Here is an 18541-nt window from a genome sequence, read left to right as displayed (position 1 = left end):
TCAAAGCACGTAGACGAACATGAAGAGCATCAGCCACACCACGTCGACGAAGTGCCAGTACCACGCGGCCGCTTCAAAACCGAAATGATTGTCGCGGGTGAAGTGTCCCTTGGCCGAACGCAGCCACATCACGATCAGCATGATCGTGCCCAGCAGCACGTGCGCGCCGTGGAAGCCGGTCAGCATGAAGAACGTTGAACCGTAGATGCCCGAGCCGAGCGTCAGGTTCAGTTCCTTGTAGGCGTGGATGTACTCCTCCGCCTGCAGGGTGAGGAAGCCCAGGCCAAGCACCACGGTCAGGCCCAGCCAGATCAGCAGCTGGCGGCGGTTGCCGGCCTTCAGCGCGTGGTGGGCGATGGTCAGGGTCACGCCGGAGGTCAGCAGGATCAGCGTATTGATCAGCGGCAGGCCCCAGGCCGGGATGGTCTGGAACGCGCCGCCGATCGCCGCGGGGCCGTTGGTCGGCCAGCCGGCGGAATAACCCTGCCAGAGCAGCTCGTTGGTCATCACCCCGCGGCCTTCGCCGCTCAGCCACGACAGGCCCAGGTTGCGGGTGTAGAACAGCGCACCGAAGAAGGCGCCGAAGAACATCACTTCGGAGAAGATGAACCAGATCATCCCCATCCGGAACGAGCCATCGACCTGGTGGTTGTAGTTGCCCGCCTGCGACTCGCGCACCACGTCGCTGAACCACCAGAACAACGTCAGCACCAGCATCGCGATGCCGATGTAGAAGGTCCAGCGTCCCCAGCTGGCATCGTTGAGCCAGCTGGCCACGCCCACCATGGTCACCATCATCGCGATGGAACCCACGAACGGCCATTTGCTCTGGGCCGGGACGAAGTACACGTTGGCGTCGGTCGGTGTCTGGGCCATGTCGGTATCCGGGTCAGGGTGCGGCGTGCGCGCCTTCCGAGGTGGCGGCCGGGGCCAGCCGATCGGACAGCGCGTCGTTGCGATAGAAGGTGTAGGACAAGGTGATCGTCTTGATCTCGGGCGGCAGGTCCGGATCGACGATGAAACGCACCGGCATGTCGCGCTTCTCGCCGGCCTGCAGCGTCTGCGCGGTGAAACAGAAGCACTCGGTCTTGCTGAAGAAGCCCGAGGCACGCGCCGGCGCCACCGAAGGCACCGCACTGCCGACCACCGCCTGCTGGCTGTCGTTGCGGGCGAAGTACAGCGCTTCGTTGAGTTCGCCGGGCACCACGTCCATGGTCAGCTGTTCGGGATGGAACGACCACGGCAGGCGCGAATTGACGCCGCCATCGAACTCCACGCGCACGGTGCGCTTGCCGGTGGCGGCGCCTGCACTGGCTTCGCCACCGGGGCCGCGTTCCAGGCGCACACCGAACACCTTCTCGCAGGCGATGCGGTACAGCGGCACCAGCGAGAACGTGAGCAGGAACACCGCCACCGCCACACCGATCAGGCGCGGCAGCCCCGCACTGCGAGACGGTGTGCTGGCTGGCGCCTCGCTCATCGGCCGATCACCCCGCTGAGGATGAAGCCGACGTAGACCAGCACGGCGATGGCGCCGACCCACATCGCCGTGCGCCTGGCGCGCTGGCGTTGCTGTTCGATGCCGTGGCGTTGGGCTTCGGTCTGGCTTTGGCTTTGGCTTTGGTAGAGCCGACTGTTAGTCGGCTGCACTTCGCGAGTCGACTGACAGTCGACTCTACCGATCGGCAGCGGGCTCTCGTTATGCATGCCCCACCTCAATGCGTGATGTCGTCATGCGCCAGATCTCCCGGGCGGATGGTCGGCGGCGTGGTGAAGGTGTGCGCCGGTGCCGGCGACGGCAGCGTCCACTCCAGGCCGCGCGCGCCTTCCCAGGAACGGGCCTCGGCCTTCTCGCCGTTGCGCAGCGAGGACAGCAGGATCGCGGCCATCATGAACGGGGTGACGAACATGCCGAACGCACCGATCGAGCTGATCAGGTTCCAGTCGGCAAACGCTACGCTGTAGTCCGGAATGCGGCGCGGCATGCCGGCCAGGCCGAGGAAGTGCTGCGGGAAGAACAGCAGGTTGACGAACACGATCGACCACCAGAAGTGCACCTTGGCCCACTTCTCGCTGTACATCCGTCCCGTCCACTTCGGCCACCAGTAATACACCGCCGCGATCAGCGCGAACACCGCACCGGTCACCAGCACGTAGTGGAAGTGGGCGACCACGAAGTAGGTGTCGTGGTACTGGAAGTCGGCGGCGACGATCGCCAGCATCAGGCCGGAGAAGCCACCGATGGTGAACAGGATGACGAAGGCCACCGACCACAGCATCGGTGCCTCGAACGTCAGCGAGCCACGCCACATGGTGCTGACCCAGTTGAACACCTTCACGCCGGTCGGGATCGAGATCAGCATGGTGGCGAACATGAAGTAGATCTCGCCGCCCAGCGGCATGCCCACGGTGAACATGTGGTGGGCCCAGACGATGAACGACAGGAACGCGATCGCGGCGGTGGCGTACACCATCGCCTGGTAGCCGAACAGCGGCTTGCGGCTGAAGGTCGGGATGATCTCGCTGACCACGCCGAAGGCAGGCAGGATCATGATGTAGACCTCGGGATGGCCGAAGAACCAGAAGATGTGCTGGTACATCACCGGGTCACCGCCACCGGCGGCATTGAAGAAGCTGGTGCCGAAGAACTTGTCGGTCAGCAGCATGGTCACCGCGCCGGCCAGCACCGGCATCACCGCGATCAGCAGGAAGGCGGTGATCAGCCAGGCCCAGCAGAAGATCGGCATTTTCAGCAGGTCGATGCCCGGCGCACGCATGTTGAGCACGGTGGCGATGATGTTGATCGCGCCCATGATCGAACTGATGCCGGCCACGTGGATGGCGAACACGCTGAAAGCGACGTTGTAGCCGCCCTGCAGCGACAGCGGCGGGTACAGCGTCCAGCCACCGGCCGGTGCACCGCCCGGCAGGAACAGGGTCAGCAGCAGCAGGCTGAATGCCACCGGCAGCAACCAGAACGACCAGTTGTTCATGCGTGGCAGCGCCATGTCCGGCGCGCCGATCTGCAGCGGGATCATCCAGTTGGCCAGTCCGACGAAGGCCGGCATCACCCCGCCGAAGATCATCACCAGCGCATGCACGGTGGTCATCTGGTTGAAGAACTCGGGCTTGACGAACTGCAGGCCCGGCTGCGCCAGCTCGGCGCGGATCACCACGCTCATCGCCGCGCCGATGATGAACATGATGAAGCTGAAACCGAGGTACAGCGTGCCGATGTCCTTGTGGTTGGTCGAGAAGAACCAACGTTCGAAGAAGCTCTGGTGGTGATGGTGATCGTCGTGCCCAACTGCCGAGTGCGCCATTGCAAAACACCTCTCAGAATCGGTTGTCACCGCGGCCGCGAACGGCTGCGGGCTTTACATCACGCTCCGCTGGCCGCGGTGGCAGGCGCGCTGCCCGCTTCTGCAGCAGCAGGCGCAGCCGGTGCCTCGCCCGTCGGTGCAGTCGGTTCGGCAGGTGCCGCAGGCGTGGCGGGCTCGGCGGGCGGCGCCGGCTTGCGCTGCGCCAGCCACTGCTTGAACTCTTCCTTGGACACCGCCTCGACCACGATCGGCATGAAGCCGTGGTCCTTGCCACACAGCTCGGCGCACTGGCCGCGGTAGACACCCGGCTGCTCGATGCGGGTCCAGGCTTCGTTGATGAAGCCGGGGATGGCGTCCTGCTTCCAGCCCAGCGCCGGTACCCACCAGGCGTGGATCACGTCGTCGGAGGTGATGACGAAACGCACCTTGGTATCGACCGGCAGCACCAGGCGGTTGTCGACATCCAGCAGGTAGTGCGGATGGCTTTCGCGGGTCGGCACGATGCCGCTCTGCCGCACGCGGTCGGACTCGCGGTCCAGGCGGCTGGTGAAGGTAACGTTCTCGCCAAGGTACTCGTACTTCCACATCCACTGGTAACCGGTGACCTTCACTGTCATCTCGGCATCGCGGGTGTCATACATCTTGATCAGGTTGGCCGTGGCCGGCCACGCCATCACGATCAGGATGATCACCGGGATCACCGTCCAGATGATCTCGGCCTTGGTGTTGTGGCTGAAGGTGGCGGCGACCGCGCCCTTGGATTTGCGGAACTTGAAGATGGCGTAGGCCATCGCGCCGAACACGATGACGCCGATCACCGTGCAGATGATCAACGAGAGATTGTTCGATTCCCAAGCCAGGCGTGAGGTCTGGGTCACCCCCTTGCCCATGTTCAGCTGCCACGGCTTGGGATCGGCCGCCTGGGCCCAGGCCAATGCCGGAACCAGTCCCCCGGCCACCATGGCGGCGACCGCTGCAACACACTTCGTGCCCCACCTGCTGCTTTGCTTCATTGCCTAGACCCTTAGCGTCGTCGGTTGCCGCCATCGCTGGCGGCGAGCAAGCTTTCAAGTGTCTCTGCAAGCGTCTGACGTTCGGCCGGCGCGAGGAAACTCCCCACCTCCACCTGCCGGCCGCTGGATGCCAGCCGGACCCTCTCATCGTCGGTGAGCAGGCGCACCCAGTGGGGGTGGGCCCGGAACACCGGCGATCCACCGGGTACGGGGATGACCTCCACGTACGCCGGCACTACCCGGATCTCCTCCTGCCGTTCACCGCTGCGCCACAGGGCACGCAGCGCCGCCGCCAGCACCAGGCTGTACAGCAGCGCGAACAGGGGGGCGAATGCATTGCCGGCCAACCACCCGAAGGCGGACACCAGCCACATCGCACCCGACAACACGGTGAACAACAGGACGAACTGCCGGGCATCGAGCGCCCGTGGGGGACGCAGCCGCAGCTGCGTACCTGACCCATCCGGAGCTGGAAGCACCTCGATCATGTCGCAACCGCGTTCCTGCCGCGGGAAACGTCTCGATGGTAGCCCTGCCCTCTCGCCGGTAGCAAGGGTGCATTCACACTTTTTCCCATGCTGCAACACAGCATGAGGTCGGCGGCACGAATGACGAATTCAGCACAAATTCTACCGAGCTTGCTGAACACGCTGAATCCACCACCGTTAGGGGCTATCAGCCCTTCACGAAGGTGGCTGCGGGGCACTTCCGCAACCCGCAAAAATGATTAAAATCGCCAAGTTTTCCATTGGCCGGACCGGCATGAACGCACCTTCCTCCTCCCCTGCCGCCAGCGACGCACTGCGTCCCGGCGCGCTGCTGTCGCCGGAACTGCCGGCGCCCCCCAACCCGTTCCGCCAAGCCATCACCGATGCCTGGTTGAAGGACGAGGCCAGCCACGTCCGCGAGCTGCTGGCGCTGGCCCGTCTGCCGGCCGAAGAGCAGGCCAGGGTGCAGGCGCTGGCCGCCGACCTGGTTGGCCGCGTGCGCGTGCGTGCCAAGGACCAGGGCGCCATCGAAGCCTTCATGCGCCAATACGACCTGGGCAGCGAGGAAGGCGTGCTGCTGATGTGCGTGGCCGAGGCACTGCTGCGTATTCCGGACCAGGACACCGCCGACAAGCTGATCCGCGACAAGCTGGCCGATGCCGACTGGGAAAAGCACCTGGGCGGCAGCGACTCGGTGCTGGTCAATGCCTCCACCTGGGGCCTGATGCTGACCGGCAAGCTGGTGCAGATGAACGACGCCACCCGCGCCGATGCGCCCAGCGCGTTCAAGCGCCTGGTCGGCCGCGTCGGTGAGCCGGTGGTGCGCCTGGCCGTGCGCCAGGCGATGAAGATCATGGGCCACCAGTTCGTCATGGGCCGCACCATCAGCGAAGCGCTGGCGCGCTCGCACAAGGGCGACAACGCCAGCTACCGCTACTCCTTCGACATGCTCGGCGAAGGTGCGCTGACCATGAAGGACGCGCTGCGCTACCTGGAAGACTACCGTCGTGCGATCCACGCCATCGGCGGCGATCACAAGGCACGCGGCGGCCGTCCGGATGGCGACGTCAACAATGCCCCGGGCATCTCGATCAAGCTGTCGGCGCTGTACCCGCGCTACGAGCACGCCAAGCGCGAGCGCGTGCTGAAGGACCTGGTACCGGGCGTGCTGGAACTGGCACAGCTGGCCAAGAGCTACGGCATCGGCTGCACTGTCGACGCCGAAGAGTCCGACCGCCTGGAACTGTCGCTGGACATCATCGAGCAGGTGTTCTCTGACGCGTCGCTGTCCGGCTGGGATGGCTTCGGCGTGGTCGTGCAGGCCTACCAGAAGCGCACCCCGTACACGATCGACCACCTGGCCGACATGGCGCGCCGCGCCGGTCGCCGCCTGCAGGTGCGCCTGGTCAAGGGCGCGTACTGGGACGCCGAGATCAAGCGCGCGCAGATCGAAGGCTACCCGGGCTACCCGGTGTTCACCCGCAAGCAGAACACCGACGTGTCCTACCTGGCCTGCGCCAAGCGGCTGTTCACCCATGCCGACGCGATCTACCCGATGTTCGCCACGCACAACGCGCACACCATCGCGGCCGTGCGCAGCATCGCCAACGGCGGCGTGTACGAGCACCAGAAGCTGCACGGCATGGGCGACGACCTGTACGCCGAAGTGGTGCCGGCTGACCGCCTGGGCCTGCCCTGCCGCGTGTATGCACCGGTCGGTTCGCATGAAGACCTGCTGCCGTACCTGGTGCGCCGCCTGCTGGAAAACGGCGCCAACTCCAGCTTCGTCAACCGCATCACCGACGAACGCGTACCGATCGCCGACCTGATCCGCGATCCGGTCGAGATGGTCGCCTCGTTCGCTTCGATTCCGCATCCCAAGATCCCGCTGCCGGTTGACCTGCTGCGCAGCCAGAACCACGACAGGAAGAACTCCATGGGCGCCAACCTCGCCAACGACAACGAACTGCGCGCCCTGGCCGAGCAGATCAACGCGGCTGTGAAGCCCTGGCAGGCCGCCCCGCTGGTGCCGGGTGCCAACCCGACCGGCGCCGCGCTGCCGGTGACCAACCCGGCCGACACCCGTGAAGTGGTTGGCCAGTGGCTGGCCGCAGACGCCGCCACCGTGCAGAAGGCCCTGGCCAACGCCGTAGCCGCGCAGCCGGCCTGGAACCGCACCCCGGCCGCCAGCCGCGCCGCCATCCTCGAGCACGCCGCCGACCAGTTGGAAGCACGCATGCCGGAATTCATGGCGCTGTGCGTGAAGGAAGCCGGCAAGAGCCTGCCCGACAGCATCGCCGAAGTGCGCGAAGCGGTGGACTTCCTGCGCTACTACGCCAAGCAGGCGCGCGAGCAGTTCAGCCACGCCGAGAAGCTGCCGAGCCCGACCGGTGAGTCCAACGAGCTGCAGTTGCACGGCCGCGGCGTGTTCGTCTGCATCAGCCCGTGGAACTTCCCGCTGGCGATCTTCCTGGGCCAGGTCGCTGCCGCCCTGGCCGCCGGCAACAGCGTCATCGCCAAGCCGGCCGAGCAGACCAACCTGATCGGCTACTACGCGGTGAAGCTTCTGCACGACGCCGGCGTGCCGGCCGAGGTGGTGCAGTTCCTGCCCGGCGACGGTGCTACCGTCGGTGCCGCGCTGACCGCCGACCCGCGCGTGGCCGGCGTGGCCTTCACCGGCTCCACCGACACCGCCCGTGCGATCAACCGCGCGATGGCGGCGCGTGACGCCGCCATCGGTGTGCTGATTGCCGAGACCGGCGGCCAGAACGCCTTCATCGCCGATTCGTCGGCGCTGCCGGAACAGCTGGTCAAGGACGCGATCGGTTCGGCCTTCACCTCCGCCGGCCAGCGCTGCTCGGCCGCGCGCGTGCTGTTCGTGCAGGACGACATCGCCGACAAGGTGATGACCATGCTGGCCGGTGCGATGAAGGAACTGAAGGTCGGCAACCCCGGCCTGCTGTCCACCGACGTCGGCCCGGTGATCGACGCAGATGCGCTGAAGATCCTGCAGGACCACGCTGAGCGCATGGACCGCGAAGCGCGCCTGATCGCCGCCGCCGAGCTGTCGGCCGAGGCCGCCAACGGCACCTTCTTCGCACCGCGCGCGTACGAACTGAAGGACCTGGGCCAGCTGCAGAAGGAAGTGTTCGGCCCGGTGCTGCACGTGATCCGCTGGAAGGGCGACCAGCTCGACGCGGTGATCGACCAGATCAACGCCACCGGCTACGGCCTGACCCTGGGCGTGCATTCGCGCATCGACGAGACCGTCGACCGCATCAGCAACGGCGTCCATGTCGGCAACGTCTACGTCAACCGCAACCAGATCGGTGCGGTGGTCGGCGTGCAGCCGTTCGGCGGCCAGGGCCTGTCCGGCACCGGCCCGAAGGCCGGCGGCCCGCACTACCTGCTGCGCTTCGCCACCGAAAAGACGGTGACGGTGAACACCACCGCCGCCGGCGGCAACGCCTCGCTGCTGACCCTGGGCGACTGATCGCCCGGTTGATGCAGTGAACGAAAAACCCCGCGAAAGCGGGGTTTTTTATGCCTTGCTTCCTGTAGAGCCGGGCCCCCGCTCGGTTTGCCTCGCACAGCCGAGCGTGGGCTCGCTCTACAGAGGCTGGGCCACACTGAACCGATTGTCCGCCCGCTTCGCCAGCTCGCTCTGCACGCGCGCGATGCGCGTCTCCAGATCGCCTTCCAGCAGCACGTAGTCGACTCCCCGCGCCTCCAGCTCGCGCACGTACCACGCATGCTGCTGCGCCCGGAAGGCCTCGCCCACCCGCGTGCCGTCCTGGTCGAACGGGATATCCGGCGCACACAGGAACAGCAGGTCATACGGTCGCAATGCAGCCTGCCGCAGTGCCTCCGGCGCCGTACCAGACATCCAGCTGCTGTAGCCCAGCGTCACCAGCGGCGTGGTATCGCAGAACAGCCAGCGATGCGCATGCCGTGCGGTCTCGTCTTCGTGCTGCGGCTGTGCCATTGCGATGCGAAGCAGATCATCTGGCGTCAGCTCTCCGCCCTGCTGCTCCCATAGCGTGCGGCCATACTCCGGCACCCAGGCGGTCTGCAGTCGCTCGGCCATCACGCGCGCCAGCGTGGTCTTTCCGCTGGACTCGCCACCAATGAACGCCACGCGCTGCACATAGCCGGCATAGACCTGCGGTGCGAGGCCATGACGGTGCGCATGCGGATCGGCGCGCAGCTGGGTGCCACACGCCTGCCCGACGTCCAGTGCGCGTTCGAGCCGCTCATGGCGCACCGGCGCGTCGAAGTGCGCCGACAGCGCCTGCGCGAAGCCATCGCCATAGTCCTCACCGGTGTACACCGCCTGCACTGCCCCTCCGAAGAGGTTCAGGCACAGCCAGGCCGTGAATGCGCGCTGCACCTGCTCGTTGTCGCTGTCCTGCGGCAGCCTGCGAACCGGCATCCCCTGCCGGGTGCACAATGCCGCCAGTCGCGCATCATCGAGCACCGCCACCGTGGCCTGCGGGAATCGCGCTCGCAGCCAGCGCTCGCGACGCGCGGCGCTGTAGCCTGGAAAGCCCGGCTGCGACCAGCCAATCACCAGCAGCTGCGTGCAGCGTGTGGCGGCAAATTCGATCAGGCGTTCGTGGCCGAGGTGCAGCGGGCAGAACTTGCCCACCACCAGGCCCCGCGCAACGCGCTCAGGCAGCGGCATCGGCTGCCCTGGCCTCGATCCGCATCAGGTGGCGCCAGTGGCGCAGGGCGACCAGCGCGTTGATCCAGAAACCGATGTAAAGGATCGAGGTCAGGTGCAGGCCGCGGCTGTAATACAGCGGCACCGCCACGGTATTCACCAGCAGCCACACCCACCACGATTCCAGCTTGCGCCGCATCATCAGGATCTGCGCGATCACGCTCAGCACCAGCACCGCCGAATCGATGTACGGCGCGTAGGCGTTGGTCAAGCGGGTCAGCATCCAGCCGTAGCCGAAGGTGGCCACCACCGCCAGCGGCACCAGCCAGGCCCATGCACGCGGCCGCAGCGCAGTGATCGGCAGCGGCGCGCCATGGTCGCCACGCAGCCACTGCCACCAGCCCAGCACGCTGACGGCGATGAAGAAGAACTGCAGCACCATGTCCGCATACAGGTGCGAACGCTCGAACACCACGGCGAACAGCGCGCAGCCCACGATGCCCAGCCACCAGGTGTGCACGTTGTTGCGGCCGGCCAGCAGGATCGAGCCGGCGACGGCGATGTTGGCAGCCAACTCCAGCTGGAAGTTCGGGTCGGACAGGTTCATGGCGCTATTGTCGTTGATCCGCGCGCCATGCGTGGCTCGCTCCTACGCACTGGGGTCAGAGCCCTTTCCTTCGGAAAGGGATCCGACCCCGCCACGCCGCAGTAGATCCATGCCATGCATGGATGGCCGCCCCCACAAAAAGAAAGCCCCGCTTGCGCGGGGCTCCCTCGTGCTGCTTCAGGCCAGGGCCCGAATCAGAACTTGTACTGCATCGAAGCCGCCAGCACGTCGCCGCTGACCTTGTACTTGCCGGTCACGGTGTTGCCGGTGACCGAGGTCGAGTTGACGTTCGGATCCTTGGTGAACAGGTGGGTGTAGCCCACGCTGTATTCCATCTTGTCCGAAGCGGCGTAGGTCAGGCCCAGCGACAGCCACTTGCGGGTGGTGTCCGGCACGCGCACGTCGCGGTGGGCGTCGGTGGTCGGGGTCTGGTCATAGGCCAGGCCGCCACGCAGGGTCAGCTTGTCGTTCACGCGGAAATCAGTACCGATCGACGCGAAGGTGGTGTCACGGTAGTGGAACGGCAGCACGCTGTCCGGCTGGTTGGAGTCATAGTCGACGGTGACCTGGTCGAACTTGCTCCACGCCGTGCGCGTGACTTCGGCCATGATCTGCCACTGGTCGTTCACGCGGTGGGTGAAGCCCACGGTGGCGCTGGCCGGCAGGGTGATGGTCGCGCGGCCGTTGCTGTCGATGAAGGTACCCGGGGCGGCCCTGGCGAGGAAGGCGGCAGCGTTCTGCGGGATGGTGAAGTCGGCCTTGCCGTCGGTGATCTTGTGCTCGACCTTCGAGCGGTAGCTGAAGGCGATGTTGGTGCCTTCCACCGGGGTGACGGTCATGCCCAGGGTGTAGCCGACCGACACTTCATCGCCCTTGATGCGCAGGAAGCCATCGGCGGTACCCGGGGCGAAGCCCTGCTGGGCCAAGGCCGCAGCGGCCTGCTTCGAGGCAGCCAGGGCCTGAGCCGGGGTGCCACCGGCGGCCAGCACGGCAGCGGCTGCCTTCTGCTGGGCGCTGGCGTTGATCGCGGTGCCGGTATCGACGGCGCTGGTCAGGTCGACGTTCAGGCGCTCGGCGAACACCGACGCACCGAACGACAGGTACGGGTTGACGTCGTAGGAGAACGCCACGCCCAGGTCGATCGCCTGCAGCTCGGTCTTGACGCCGTTGTAGCGGCCGACCCAGTCACGGTCGTATTCGGTCTTGAAGCCGAACGGCACGGTCAGCGAAGCACCGAAGTGCATGTTGTCGTTCTCGCCGAACGGCACGTGGAAGTACGCGGCCGGAACCGGGGCGATCATGCCGGCGTCGCCGCCGTTGCCACCGGAAATCGGCGCGCCGTTGCCGTACTTGCCCTGGCCGCGGAACTTGGCGCCGAAGCTGATGGCACTGACGTCGCCCTGGACCAGGGTGCCGTCGAGCAGGCGCATGGAGGCCGGGTTGGTGGCGATGACCGAGGCGTCACCTTCGGTCGAGGTGGAGCCGGCGAACGCGCGGCCCAGGCCCTTGGCGCTGTTTTCCTTCAGCTGGAAGGCGGCAGCATTGGCATCGGCGGCGGCCAGCGCACCGGCAACGCCGACAGCCAGCAGGGTCAGTCGGGCAATGGTGGAAGCGGTTTGCATCGTAGTTCTCTCTCTCCGGTAAGCGGTGATGGTGCTCTGAGTGCGCCTGCGCCCGCCGGGTCCTGGGACCCATCGGAGCGCGCCGGATTCCCCTCCCGACATACGACGCCGTATGCGAGTATTACCCAGAGCTGTTAATGAAACAATAACAGCGCAGGCGGTTTTTTCGTCTCAAAAGCTGAACAGGACCGTCCCCACCGAAAGTGGCCGCACGCTAGGCTATTGGCATGTTCGTCTCGCTCCCGTCCCGCAAGAAGGCGGCCCTGCGCTGGGCCACGCCCGTGCTGTTCGCGTCATTGTGGCTGGCGTTCCTGTGGTCGATCTCGCGTCCGGACGATGCCCGCGGCAGCCTCTGGCTGGACTGGGGCGCGCTGTCCACCGGTCTGACCCACCCGCTGGACTGGTGGGCGACCCTGCAGGACGGCAGCGTGCTGCGGCTGTTCACCGCCCTGTTCCTGCACGCGGACTGGTCGCACCTGCTGGGCAACCTGGTGTTCCTGTTGATCTTCGGCCTGCCCGCCGAGCGGGTGCTGGGGCCGTGGCGGCTGCTGCTGCTGTTCCTGGTCGGCGGCGCAGTGTCGAACCTGGTGGCGATCTACACCATGGGCAGCCCGGACCAGATCATCATCGGCGCCAGTGGCGCGGTGTCGGCCCTGATCGGTGCGTATCTGGCCCTGTTCCCGGGCGCGCGGCTGGGCGTGGTGATCCCGCTCGGCCTGTTCCTGGAGTTCGTGCGTGCCCCGGCCTACCTGCTGATCGGCGTCTGGGCGGCGCTGCAAGTGGTGTTCGCCCACATCGGCCCAAGCTTCGGCATGGTGGCCTGGTGGGCGCACATCGGTGGCTTCGTGTTCGGCCTGGTGTACGGGGTCTACGTGCGCGCGGCCATCGCCCGCCGCCTGCGCAAGCGCCACGGCTTCTGACCGCCCGGGTAGTGCCGGCCGCTGGCCGGCATTTGGTTTCTTCTTCCGCCCTTGAGCCGACGCCGGGCATGGCCCGGCGCTACCTCACGGCTTCGCTGGGGCCGGTGCGGGCTTTGCTTCCGGCTTTGCTTCCGGCTTAGGTTCGACCTTCGCTTCCGGCTTCGCCGCAGCGGCCTTCGCGGCCTTGGCCGCATCCGCCTTCGCCGCTTCGGCCTTCAAGCGTGCAGCCACCGAACCCGGGTTCTTCAGCTCGGCCAGCGCGTCATTGATCGGGCCATCGCCCGGCAGCACCGCACCGGCGTGGTAGCCCTCGGTGCCTTCGTCATCGCCGCGCAGATGGCCTGGCAGGGTCGCTTCGCTGTAATCGCTCAGGCTGGCCGGCAGCGCCTCGTCTTCCGGGCGCGCCGCAGGCTTCAGTTCGACTTCCGGCACGATGCCAGTGGCCTGGATCGACTTGCCACTCGGCGTGTAATAACGCGCGGTGGTCAGCTTCACCGAATCGCCGTTGTCCAGCGGCAGCACGGTCTGCACCGAGCCTTTGCCGAAGGTGCGGCTGCCGACCACGCGCGCGCGCTTGTTGTCGCGCAGCGCCCCAGCCAGCACTTCCGAGGCACTGGCCGAACCCGCATCGACCAGCACCACCACCGGTGCGCCCTTCAGCAGGTCGCCCGGCGTCGCATCGAACCGTGCATCACTGATGCTGATGCGGCCGCGGGTGCTGACGATGTTGCCCTTGTCGAGCAGGTCGTCGGCCACCTGCACCGCGGCAGTCAGCAGCCCACCCGGGTTGCTGCGCAGATCCAGCACCAGGCCCTTGAGCTGGCCACCGGACTGCTTCTGCAGCTGCTGCAGGTGCTTCTGGAAGTCCGACCCGGTGTCGGCCTGGAAGGTGCTCAGGCGGATGTAGCCGTAGCCCGGCTCCAGCAGGCGGCTGCGCACGCTGGTCACGCGGATGGTCTGGCGGGTGAGGCTGACGTCGAACGGCTTCGGCTTGCCCGCGCGCACGATGGTCAGCACCACCTTGCTGCCGGCCGGGCCACGCAACGGTTCGCTCGCATCAATGGCGCTGATCGGCTTGCCGTCGATGGCGATGATCAGGTCACCAGCGAGGATGCCGGCCTTGGCCGCCGGCGTGTCGTCGATCGGCGAGATGACCTTCATGCTGGCGTTGTCGGGCTGCTGCTGCAGCTCCACGCCGATGCCCTCGTAGGCACCGTTGGCCTGCTCGTCGAAAGCCTGCGCGTCTTCCTTGTTGAAGTAGGTGCTGTGCGGATCAAGGTCGAGCAGCAGGCCACGCACGGCTGACTGCATCAGCTTCTTGTCATCGACCGGGTCGACATAGGCGGCGCGCACCGCGTTGTACACGGCCACGAACCGGCGGATTTCCTCCAGCGGCACCTTCGAGGTCACCGCCTCCTCGCTGTTCGCTGCCTGCCCGCTGGTTTCCGGGCTGGGGGCGGGCGCGGTCTGCTGCGCCCAGGACAGCGCTGGCAACAGGGCCAGCAAGAGGGTGGCGGTACGGGCTGCGCGCATGGATCACTCCTGTCGACGGTGGCATGGTGCCCAAGGCACATGCACCGATTATGCGCGAAGCACAGCTAAATTCCCGTTGAATCCGGCCCGCATCCGACGGGCCAGGATTCAGCGCCGCTGCAGCCAGCTGTCCGGGTTGACCGGCTGCCCGCCACGGCGCAGCTCGAAGTACAGCGCGGTGACGCCCTGGCCGCCGGAATTGCCGACCTTGGCCACCGCATCGCCGCGGCTGACCCGCGCGCCAGCATCCTTCAGCAGGGTGTCGTTATGCGCGTAAAGGCTCATGTAGCCGTTGCCGTGGTCGACGATCAGGATCATGCCGTAGCCGGTCATCCAGTCGGAGAACACCACGGTGCCATCGGCCACGGCCGTGACCGTGCTGCCGGCTGGCGCGCCGATCAGCACACCGCTGCTGGTGCGCCCATCGGGCAGCTTGCCGCCATAGCGGGCCAGCAGGTTGCCGGACAACGGCCAGCCCAGGCCGCCGACCTTCGGCGCCGGTGCCGACGCCACCGCAGGTGGAACCTTGGTGGGCGGCGGTGGACGGCCCTGCGCGGCGGCCTGGCGTGCGGCGCGCTCGGCAGCGGCTTTCTCGGCGGCGGCCCGGCGTGCAGCGGCGCGCCGCTCGGCTTCGGCCCGCGCGGCAGCGGCACGCAGGTTGGCCAGCAGCGTTTCCAGTGCCTTGGCGTCCTGGCCCAGTGCCTGTTCCTTCTCACGCTGGTCCTTGAAGCGCTCTTCCAGCGAGGCAACGGTCTTTGCGCGATCGCGGCGGTCCGCTTCCAGGGCGGCTGCCTGCTGTTTCTGGTCCTGCTGCGTCCCCTGCAGCTTCTGCTTGCGCTCGGCGATCTGCGCTTGAAGCGCTTCCAGCTCCTTCAGGTCGGCGGTCAGCGTGGTGATCCGCTGCGCACGCTCGCGCTGCAGGTAGCGATGGTAGGCCAGGGCGCGGTTGGCATCGGCCACCGTGTCCTGCGACAGCAGCAGCTTCAGCGGTGCGTGGTTGCCCAGCTGATATGCCGCGCGCAACAGCCCGGCCAGTTCGCGGTGCTGCTGGGCCAGGTTGCCCTGCAGCGTGCTGCGGCGCTGCTCGGCTTCGGCAAGGGCGCGGCCCTGCTCGCGCAGCGCGGCTTCCGTCTGCGCAAGGGCACGGCCGGTGCGGGCTACCTTCTCGTCGGCCTCGCGCAGTTGTTGCGATGCCTGCCCGCGCTGGCCCTCGATCTGCCGTCGCTCCTGCGCCACGCCCTTCAGTTCGGTTCGCAGTTTCTGCAGCTTGCGTTCGGTCTCGCGGGTGGTCTGCGCACCGCTGGGCAGCGGCAGGGCCAGCGCCAACGCCAGCCCCAGCAGCAGGCAGCGACCGCCGCGGGCAGCGGCGATGTGATGTCGGCGTGATGGGAAGGCGTTGTCGCGCAAGGGCTTTCCAGTGACTTCAGGCAGTTGCAGGGGGTACCGGGGAATGGTGACATCTCCGCACGCGGCCTGCCAGCCGCACATCCATCGAGGTCCCATGAAAACTCTTTCCATTCCGCTGTTGTTGGGCGTCCTGCTCGTTGCCGGCCCCGCCGGTGCCCAGGACAACATCAGCAAGGTCAACGGCAGCATCAGCGCCGAGCCTGGCCAGCGCTACGGCAAGCTGGATACCGTCAACGGCGGCATCCGGGTTGGTGAAGGCGTCGAGACCGGCAGCATCGACACCGTCAACGGCGGGGTCAAGGTGGCCGACCGTGCACGTACCGGCAAGATTGAAACGGTCAACGGCGGCGTACGCCTGGGCCGCGAGGTGATTGCACACGGCAGCGTCAGCACCGTCAACGGCAGCATCTTCACCGATCGCGGCAGCCAGATCGAAGGCGGCGTCGAAACCGTGAACGGTGGCATCGGCCTGGTCGAAAGCCGCGTCGGCAAGGACGTGGAGACCGTCAACGGCGATATCACCGTCGGCATCGGTTCCCAGGTCAACGGCGGTGTGCACGTGCGCAAGCCGAACTTCAGCGTCTCGCTCACCGCCAGCCGCAAGCCGCGCGTGATCGTCGGCCCGAATGCTGTGGTCAACGGCCCCCTGCAGTTCGAACGCGAGGTGGTGCTTTATGTGCATCGCACCGCGCGCATCGGTCCGGTCACCGGCGCTGAGCCGATCCCGTTCGACACCGAAACCGCTCCGGCGGACTGAGCGCACCGCGCCTTCGGGTTCGGTGATACTCGCTGACACCGGCCGTGCACGACGTGCGGCCGCCCTTTGTTTTCCAGGAATCGACGATGCCCCGCAAACTCCTTCTGTGCCTGGCCGCCGCGGCCGCGCTCAGTGCCTGCAAAGGCGAAGACACGCCGGCCACCGCACCGGCGTCAGCCACCGACACCGCTGCCGCGAAGCCGGCGGCTCATCAGTTCTCCCCGGAGATCAACGCCGGCGACTTCGCCGAGATGGTCAAGACCCTGGCCTCGGATGAATTCGAAGGCCGCGCCCCGGGCAGCAAGGGTGAAGAGCTGACGGTCAACTACATCCGCGACCAGATGCAGCGCATCGGCCTGCAGCCCGGCAACGGCGACAGCTGGTTCCAGGATGTGCCGATGACCGAGACCACGGCCGACGCATCGACCGTGCTGAAGATCACCCAGGGCGGCAAGACCACCGAGCTGAAGTTCGGCACCGACATGGTGGTGGGTACCCGCACCGGCCAGGCCGAGGTGAAGGTCGATGCCAGCGACCTGGTGTTCGTCGGCTATGGCGTTGATGCGCCGGAGCAGAAGTGGAACGACTATGCCGGCCAGGACTGGAAGGGCAAGACGGTCGTGATGTTCGTCAACGACCCGGGCTTCCATGTCGACGACGCGAAGCTGTTCGACGGCAAGCGCATGACCTACTACGGCCGCTGGACCTACAAGTTCGAAGAGGCCGCGCGCAAGGGCGCCGCCGCGGCGCTGATCGTGCACGACACCGCCGGTGCCTCCTATGGCTGGGACGTGGTGAAGAACTCCTGGGCCGGCCCGCAGTACGACCTGCCGGCCAAGGATGACCCGGAAGCCCGCATCCCGGTGCAGGGCTGGCTGAGCGCCGACGCCGCCAAGGCGCTGTTTGCCGGTGCCGGCCTGGACCTGGCGCAGGCTTACAAGGATGCGAGCAAGCGCGGCTTCAAGCCGGTGCCGCTGAAGGCCACCGCCACGGTCGACCTGAAGAGCCAGATCGCGCAGAAGCAGTCGCGCAACGTGGTGGGCGTGCTGCCAGGCAGCAAGCGTGCCGACGAGGCCGTGCTGTACATGGCGCACTGGGACCACCTGGGCAAGCACGAGGGTGAAACCGGCGACAACATCTACAACGGTGCGGTCGACAACGCGACCGGCGTGGCCGGCATCCTTGAGGTGGCCGAAGCCATGGCCCACCAGGATCCGAAGCCGGAGCGCTCGGTGGTGTTCCTGGCGGTGACCCTGGAAGAGTCCGGCCTGCTGGGTTCGAAGTACTACGTCTCCCACCCGACCTTCCCGCTGGACAAGATCGCCGGCGTGATCAACCTCGACGCGATGTCGGTGGCCGGCCGTGCCAAGGACGTGACCGTCACCGGCTTCGGCAGCTCGGAGCTGGAGGACATCCTCAAGCCGCTGGCTGCGGCCCAGGACCGCACGCTGCATGGTGAGACCTCGGTGCAGAGCGGCTTCTACTTCCGCTCGGATCACTTCAACTTCGCCAAGGCCGGCGTGCCGGCCCTGTACGCCGATGGTGGCGAGGACCTGCGCGAGGGTGGCGTGGACGCCGGCCGCAAGGCCGCGGCGGACTACGGCGCCAACCGCTACCACGGTCCGAAGGACGAGTTCGACGCGTCCACCTGGAAGCTGGACGGGACTGTCGAGGACCTGCAGCTGATGTACGGCGTCGGCAAGGAACTGGCCGGTGGCGATCGTTGGCCGAACTGGTACGAAGGCAACCCGTTCAAGGCAGCCCGCGACGCGATGATGAAGGACAAGGCTTCGGCAAAGTAAAGCCGGGCCATGCTCGACTGAACATCGTTGAGAGCAGAGCGGCGCCCCACGGGGCGCCGCTTTTCTTTTGTCTACCGTCGGCGGCTCATCCACGGTTGGTGTGGATCTGCCGGTAGTGCCGGCCGCTGGCCGGCAATCGATTGGTAGCGGCCAACCTTGGTTGGCGCCATGCTTCCTCGCGGAGCACCCACGCATGGCGTGGATCTACCGGGCAATGCAACGCCATCGGGTTGCCGGCCAGTGGCCGGCACTACCGGGGTTTCCTGCGCACAAAGAAAAACCCCGCTGCGTGAGCAGCGGGGTTTTGGGTGTAAACCCTGGCGATGACCTACTCTCGCATGGCTTGAGCCACACTACCATCGGCGCAGCTGCGTTTCACTTCCGAGTTCGGGATGGGATCGGGTGG

The 18541-nt window shown here is 66.7% G+C and carries 15 protein-coding genes and 1 rRNA gene; 4 read left to right on the top strand and 12 right to left on the bottom strand.

Going from position 1 to position 18541, the window contains the following annotated elements; all coding sequences use genetic code 11:
* From AC5P8Y_RS06260 to AC5P8Y_RS06235, 6 genes are read right to left on the bottom strand one after another with little or no spacing between them, the layout of a single operon-like run.
* Positions 1-876 (bottom strand): cytochrome c oxidase subunit 3, encoded by an 876-nt coding sequence (locus AC5P8Y_RS06260; RefSeq protein ID WP_005412024.1) that lies wholly within the window; start codon positions 874-876, stop codon positions 1-3.
* A gap of 13 nt (positions 877-889) precedes the next feature.
* On the bottom strand, positions 890-1480 hold the full coding sequence (locus tag AC5P8Y_RS06255; protein ID WP_005412023.1) for a cytochrome c oxidase assembly protein: 591 nt from the start codon (positions 1478-1480) through the stop codon (positions 890-892).
* Positions 1477-1707: a hypothetical protein gene (locus AC5P8Y_RS06250; RefSeq protein WP_005407791.1), complete on the bottom strand. Its 231-nt coding sequence runs from the start codon at positions 1705-1707 to the stop codon at positions 1477-1479. Before AC5P8Y_RS06250 ends, AC5P8Y_RS06255 begins: the two co-directional genes overlap by 4 nt.
* Positions 1708-1715: 8 nt before the next feature.
* Positions 1716-3323 carry a cytochrome c oxidase subunit I gene (gene ctaD, locus AC5P8Y_RS06245; protein WP_005407790.1) on the bottom strand — a complete coding sequence of 536 codons (1608 nt, stop codon included), beginning with the start codon at positions 3321-3323 and terminating at the stop codon, positions 1716-1718.
* A gap of 59 nt (positions 3324-3382) precedes the next feature.
* The gene (coxB, locus tag AC5P8Y_RS06240; RefSeq protein WP_495201863.1) at positions 3383-4336 is read right to left on the bottom strand and encodes a cytochrome c oxidase subunit II; all 954 of its coding nucleotides are present in this window, start codon (positions 4334-4336) and stop codon (positions 3383-3385) included.
* 11 nt (positions 4337-4347) lie between these two features.
* The gene (locus AC5P8Y_RS06235; RefSeq protein WP_014035721.1) at positions 4348-4824 is read right to left on the bottom strand and encodes a DUF2244 domain-containing protein; all 477 of its coding nucleotides are present in this window, start codon (positions 4822-4824) and stop codon (positions 4348-4350) included.
* Between the two features lie 274 nt (positions 4825-5098).
* Between AC5P8Y_RS06235 and putA the strand changes: the two genes are divergently transcribed.
* Positions 5099-8317, top strand: a complete 3219-nt coding sequence (putA, locus tag AC5P8Y_RS06230; protein ID WP_495201862.1) for a bifunctional proline dehydrogenase/L-glutamate gamma-semialdehyde dehydrogenase PutA — start codon at positions 5099-5101, stop codon at positions 8315-8317.
* Between the two features lie 117 nt (positions 8318-8434).
* Here putA and AC5P8Y_RS06225 read toward each other — a convergent pair whose 3' ends face one another.
* The 3 genes from AC5P8Y_RS06225 to AC5P8Y_RS06215 form a co-directional block, all read right to left on the bottom strand.
* The gene (locus AC5P8Y_RS06225) at positions 8435-9508 is read right to left on the bottom strand and encodes an AAA family ATPase (RefSeq protein ID WP_231522520.1); all 1074 of its coding nucleotides are present in this window, start codon (positions 9506-9508) and stop codon (positions 8435-8437) included.
* On the bottom strand, positions 9495-10094 hold the full coding sequence (gene pnuC, locus AC5P8Y_RS06220; RefSeq protein ID WP_231522519.1) for a nicotinamide riboside transporter PnuC: 600 nt from the start codon (positions 10092-10094) through the stop codon (positions 9495-9497). The genes AC5P8Y_RS06225 and pnuC overlap by 14 nt, the downstream gene beginning before the upstream one ends.
* A 194-nt stretch (positions 10095-10288) precedes the next feature.
* Complete coding sequence (locus tag AC5P8Y_RS06215) at positions 10289-11716, bottom strand: outer membrane protein transport protein (RefSeq protein ID WP_495201861.1); 1428 nt, start codon at positions 11714-11716, stop codon at positions 10289-10291.
* A 227-nt stretch (positions 11717-11943) separates the two neighbouring features.
* On the opposite strand from AC5P8Y_RS06215, the gene AC5P8Y_RS06210 reads away from it, so the two are divergent.
* Positions 11944-12636 carry a rhomboid family intramembrane serine protease gene (locus tag AC5P8Y_RS06210; RefSeq protein WP_111173232.1) on the top strand — a complete coding sequence of 231 codons (693 nt, stop codon included), beginning with the start codon at positions 11944-11946 and terminating at the stop codon, positions 12634-12636.
* 84 nt (positions 12637-12720) lie between these two features.
* Here AC5P8Y_RS06210 and AC5P8Y_RS06205 read toward each other — a convergent pair whose 3' ends face one another.
* Positions 12721-14169 carry a S41 family peptidase gene (locus tag AC5P8Y_RS06205; protein WP_033834986.1) on the bottom strand — a complete coding sequence of 483 codons (1449 nt, stop codon included), beginning with the start codon at positions 14167-14169 and terminating at the stop codon, positions 12721-12723.
* Between the two features lie 108 nt (positions 14170-14277).
* Positions 14278-15576 carry a murein hydrolase activator EnvC family protein gene (locus AC5P8Y_RS06200; RefSeq protein ID WP_033834985.1) on the bottom strand — a complete coding sequence of 433 codons (1299 nt, stop codon included), beginning with the start codon at positions 15574-15576 and terminating at the stop codon, positions 14278-14280.
* Between the two features lie 94 nt (positions 15577-15670).
* Between AC5P8Y_RS06200 and AC5P8Y_RS06195 the strand changes: the two genes are divergently transcribed.
* Together AC5P8Y_RS06195 and AC5P8Y_RS06190 are read left to right on the top strand one after the other, a co-directional pair.
* The gene (locus AC5P8Y_RS06195; protein ID WP_005407780.1) at positions 15671-16333 is read left to right on the top strand and encodes a DUF4097 family beta strand repeat-containing protein; all 663 of its coding nucleotides are present in this window, start codon (positions 15671-15673) and stop codon (positions 16331-16333) included.
* A gap of 86 nt (positions 16334-16419) precedes the next feature.
* Positions 16420-18135 (top strand): M28 family metallopeptidase, encoded by a 1716-nt coding sequence (locus AC5P8Y_RS06190; RefSeq protein ID WP_033834984.1) that lies wholly within the window; start codon positions 16420-16422, stop codon positions 18133-18135.
* Positions 18136-18450: 315 nt separating this feature from the next.
* Here the strand turns inward: AC5P8Y_RS06190 and rrf are convergent.
* Positions 18451-18541, bottom strand: a 5S ribosomal RNA gene (rrf, locus tag AC5P8Y_RS06185); the annotation flags it as partial.

The sequence above is a fragment of the Stenotrophomonas sp. YJH_SMC_12-1 genome (assembly GCF_059370935.1).
Note: the sequence above shows the minus strand (reverse complement) of the source record. Positions and strands in the feature narration are given on the sequence as shown.

Coding starts and splice junctions, on each gene's coding strand:
- AC5P8Y_RS06260 (WP_005412024.1), bottom strand. CDS start 876: ATGGCCCAGACACCGACCGACGCCAACGTGTACTTCGTCCCGGCCCAG.
- AC5P8Y_RS06255 (WP_005412023.1), bottom strand. CDS start 1,480: ATGAGCGAGGCGCCAGCCAGCACACCGTCTCGCAGTGCGGGGCTGCCG.
- AC5P8Y_RS06250 (WP_005407791.1), bottom strand. CDS start 1,707: ATGCATAACGAGAGCCCGCTGCCGATCGGTAGAGTCGACTGTCAGTCG.
- ctaD (WP_005407790.1), bottom strand. CDS start 3,323: ATGGCGCACTCGGCAGTTGGGCACGACGATCACCATCACCACCAGAGC.
- coxB (WP_495201863.1), bottom strand. CDS start 4,336: ATGAAGCAAAGCAGCAGGTGGGGCACGAAGTGTGTTGCAGCGGTCGCC.
- AC5P8Y_RS06235 (WP_014035721.1), bottom strand. CDS start 4,824: ATGATCGAGGTGCTTCCAGCTCCGGATGGGTCAGGTACGCAGCTGCGG.
- putA (WP_495201862.1), top strand. CDS start 5,099: ATGAACGCACCTTCCTCCTCCCCTGCCGCCAGCGACGCACTGCGTCCC.
- AC5P8Y_RS06225 (WP_231522520.1), bottom strand. CDS start 9,508: ATGCCGCTGCCTGAGCGCGTTGCGCGGGGCCTGGTGGTGGGCAAGTTC.
- pnuC (WP_231522519.1), bottom strand. CDS start 10,094: ATGAACCTGTCCGACCCGAACTTCCAGCTGGAGTTGGCTGCCAACATC.
- AC5P8Y_RS06215 (WP_495201861.1), bottom strand. CDS start 11,716: ATGCAAACCGCTTCCACCATTGCCCGACTGACCCTGCTGGCTGTCGGC.
- AC5P8Y_RS06210 (WP_111173232.1), top strand. CDS start 11,944: ATGTTCGTCTCGCTCCCGTCCCGCAAGAAGGCGGCCCTGCGCTGGGCC.
- AC5P8Y_RS06205 (WP_033834986.1), bottom strand. CDS start 14,169: ATGCGCGCAGCCCGTACCGCCACCCTCTTGCTGGCCCTGTTGCCAGCG.
- AC5P8Y_RS06195 (WP_005407780.1), top strand. CDS start 15,671: ATGAAAACTCTTTCCATTCCGCTGTTGTTGGGCGTCCTGCTCGTTGCC.
- AC5P8Y_RS06190 (WP_033834984.1), top strand. CDS start 16,420: ATGCCCCGCAAACTCCTTCTGTGCCTGGCCGCCGCGGCCGCGCTCAGT.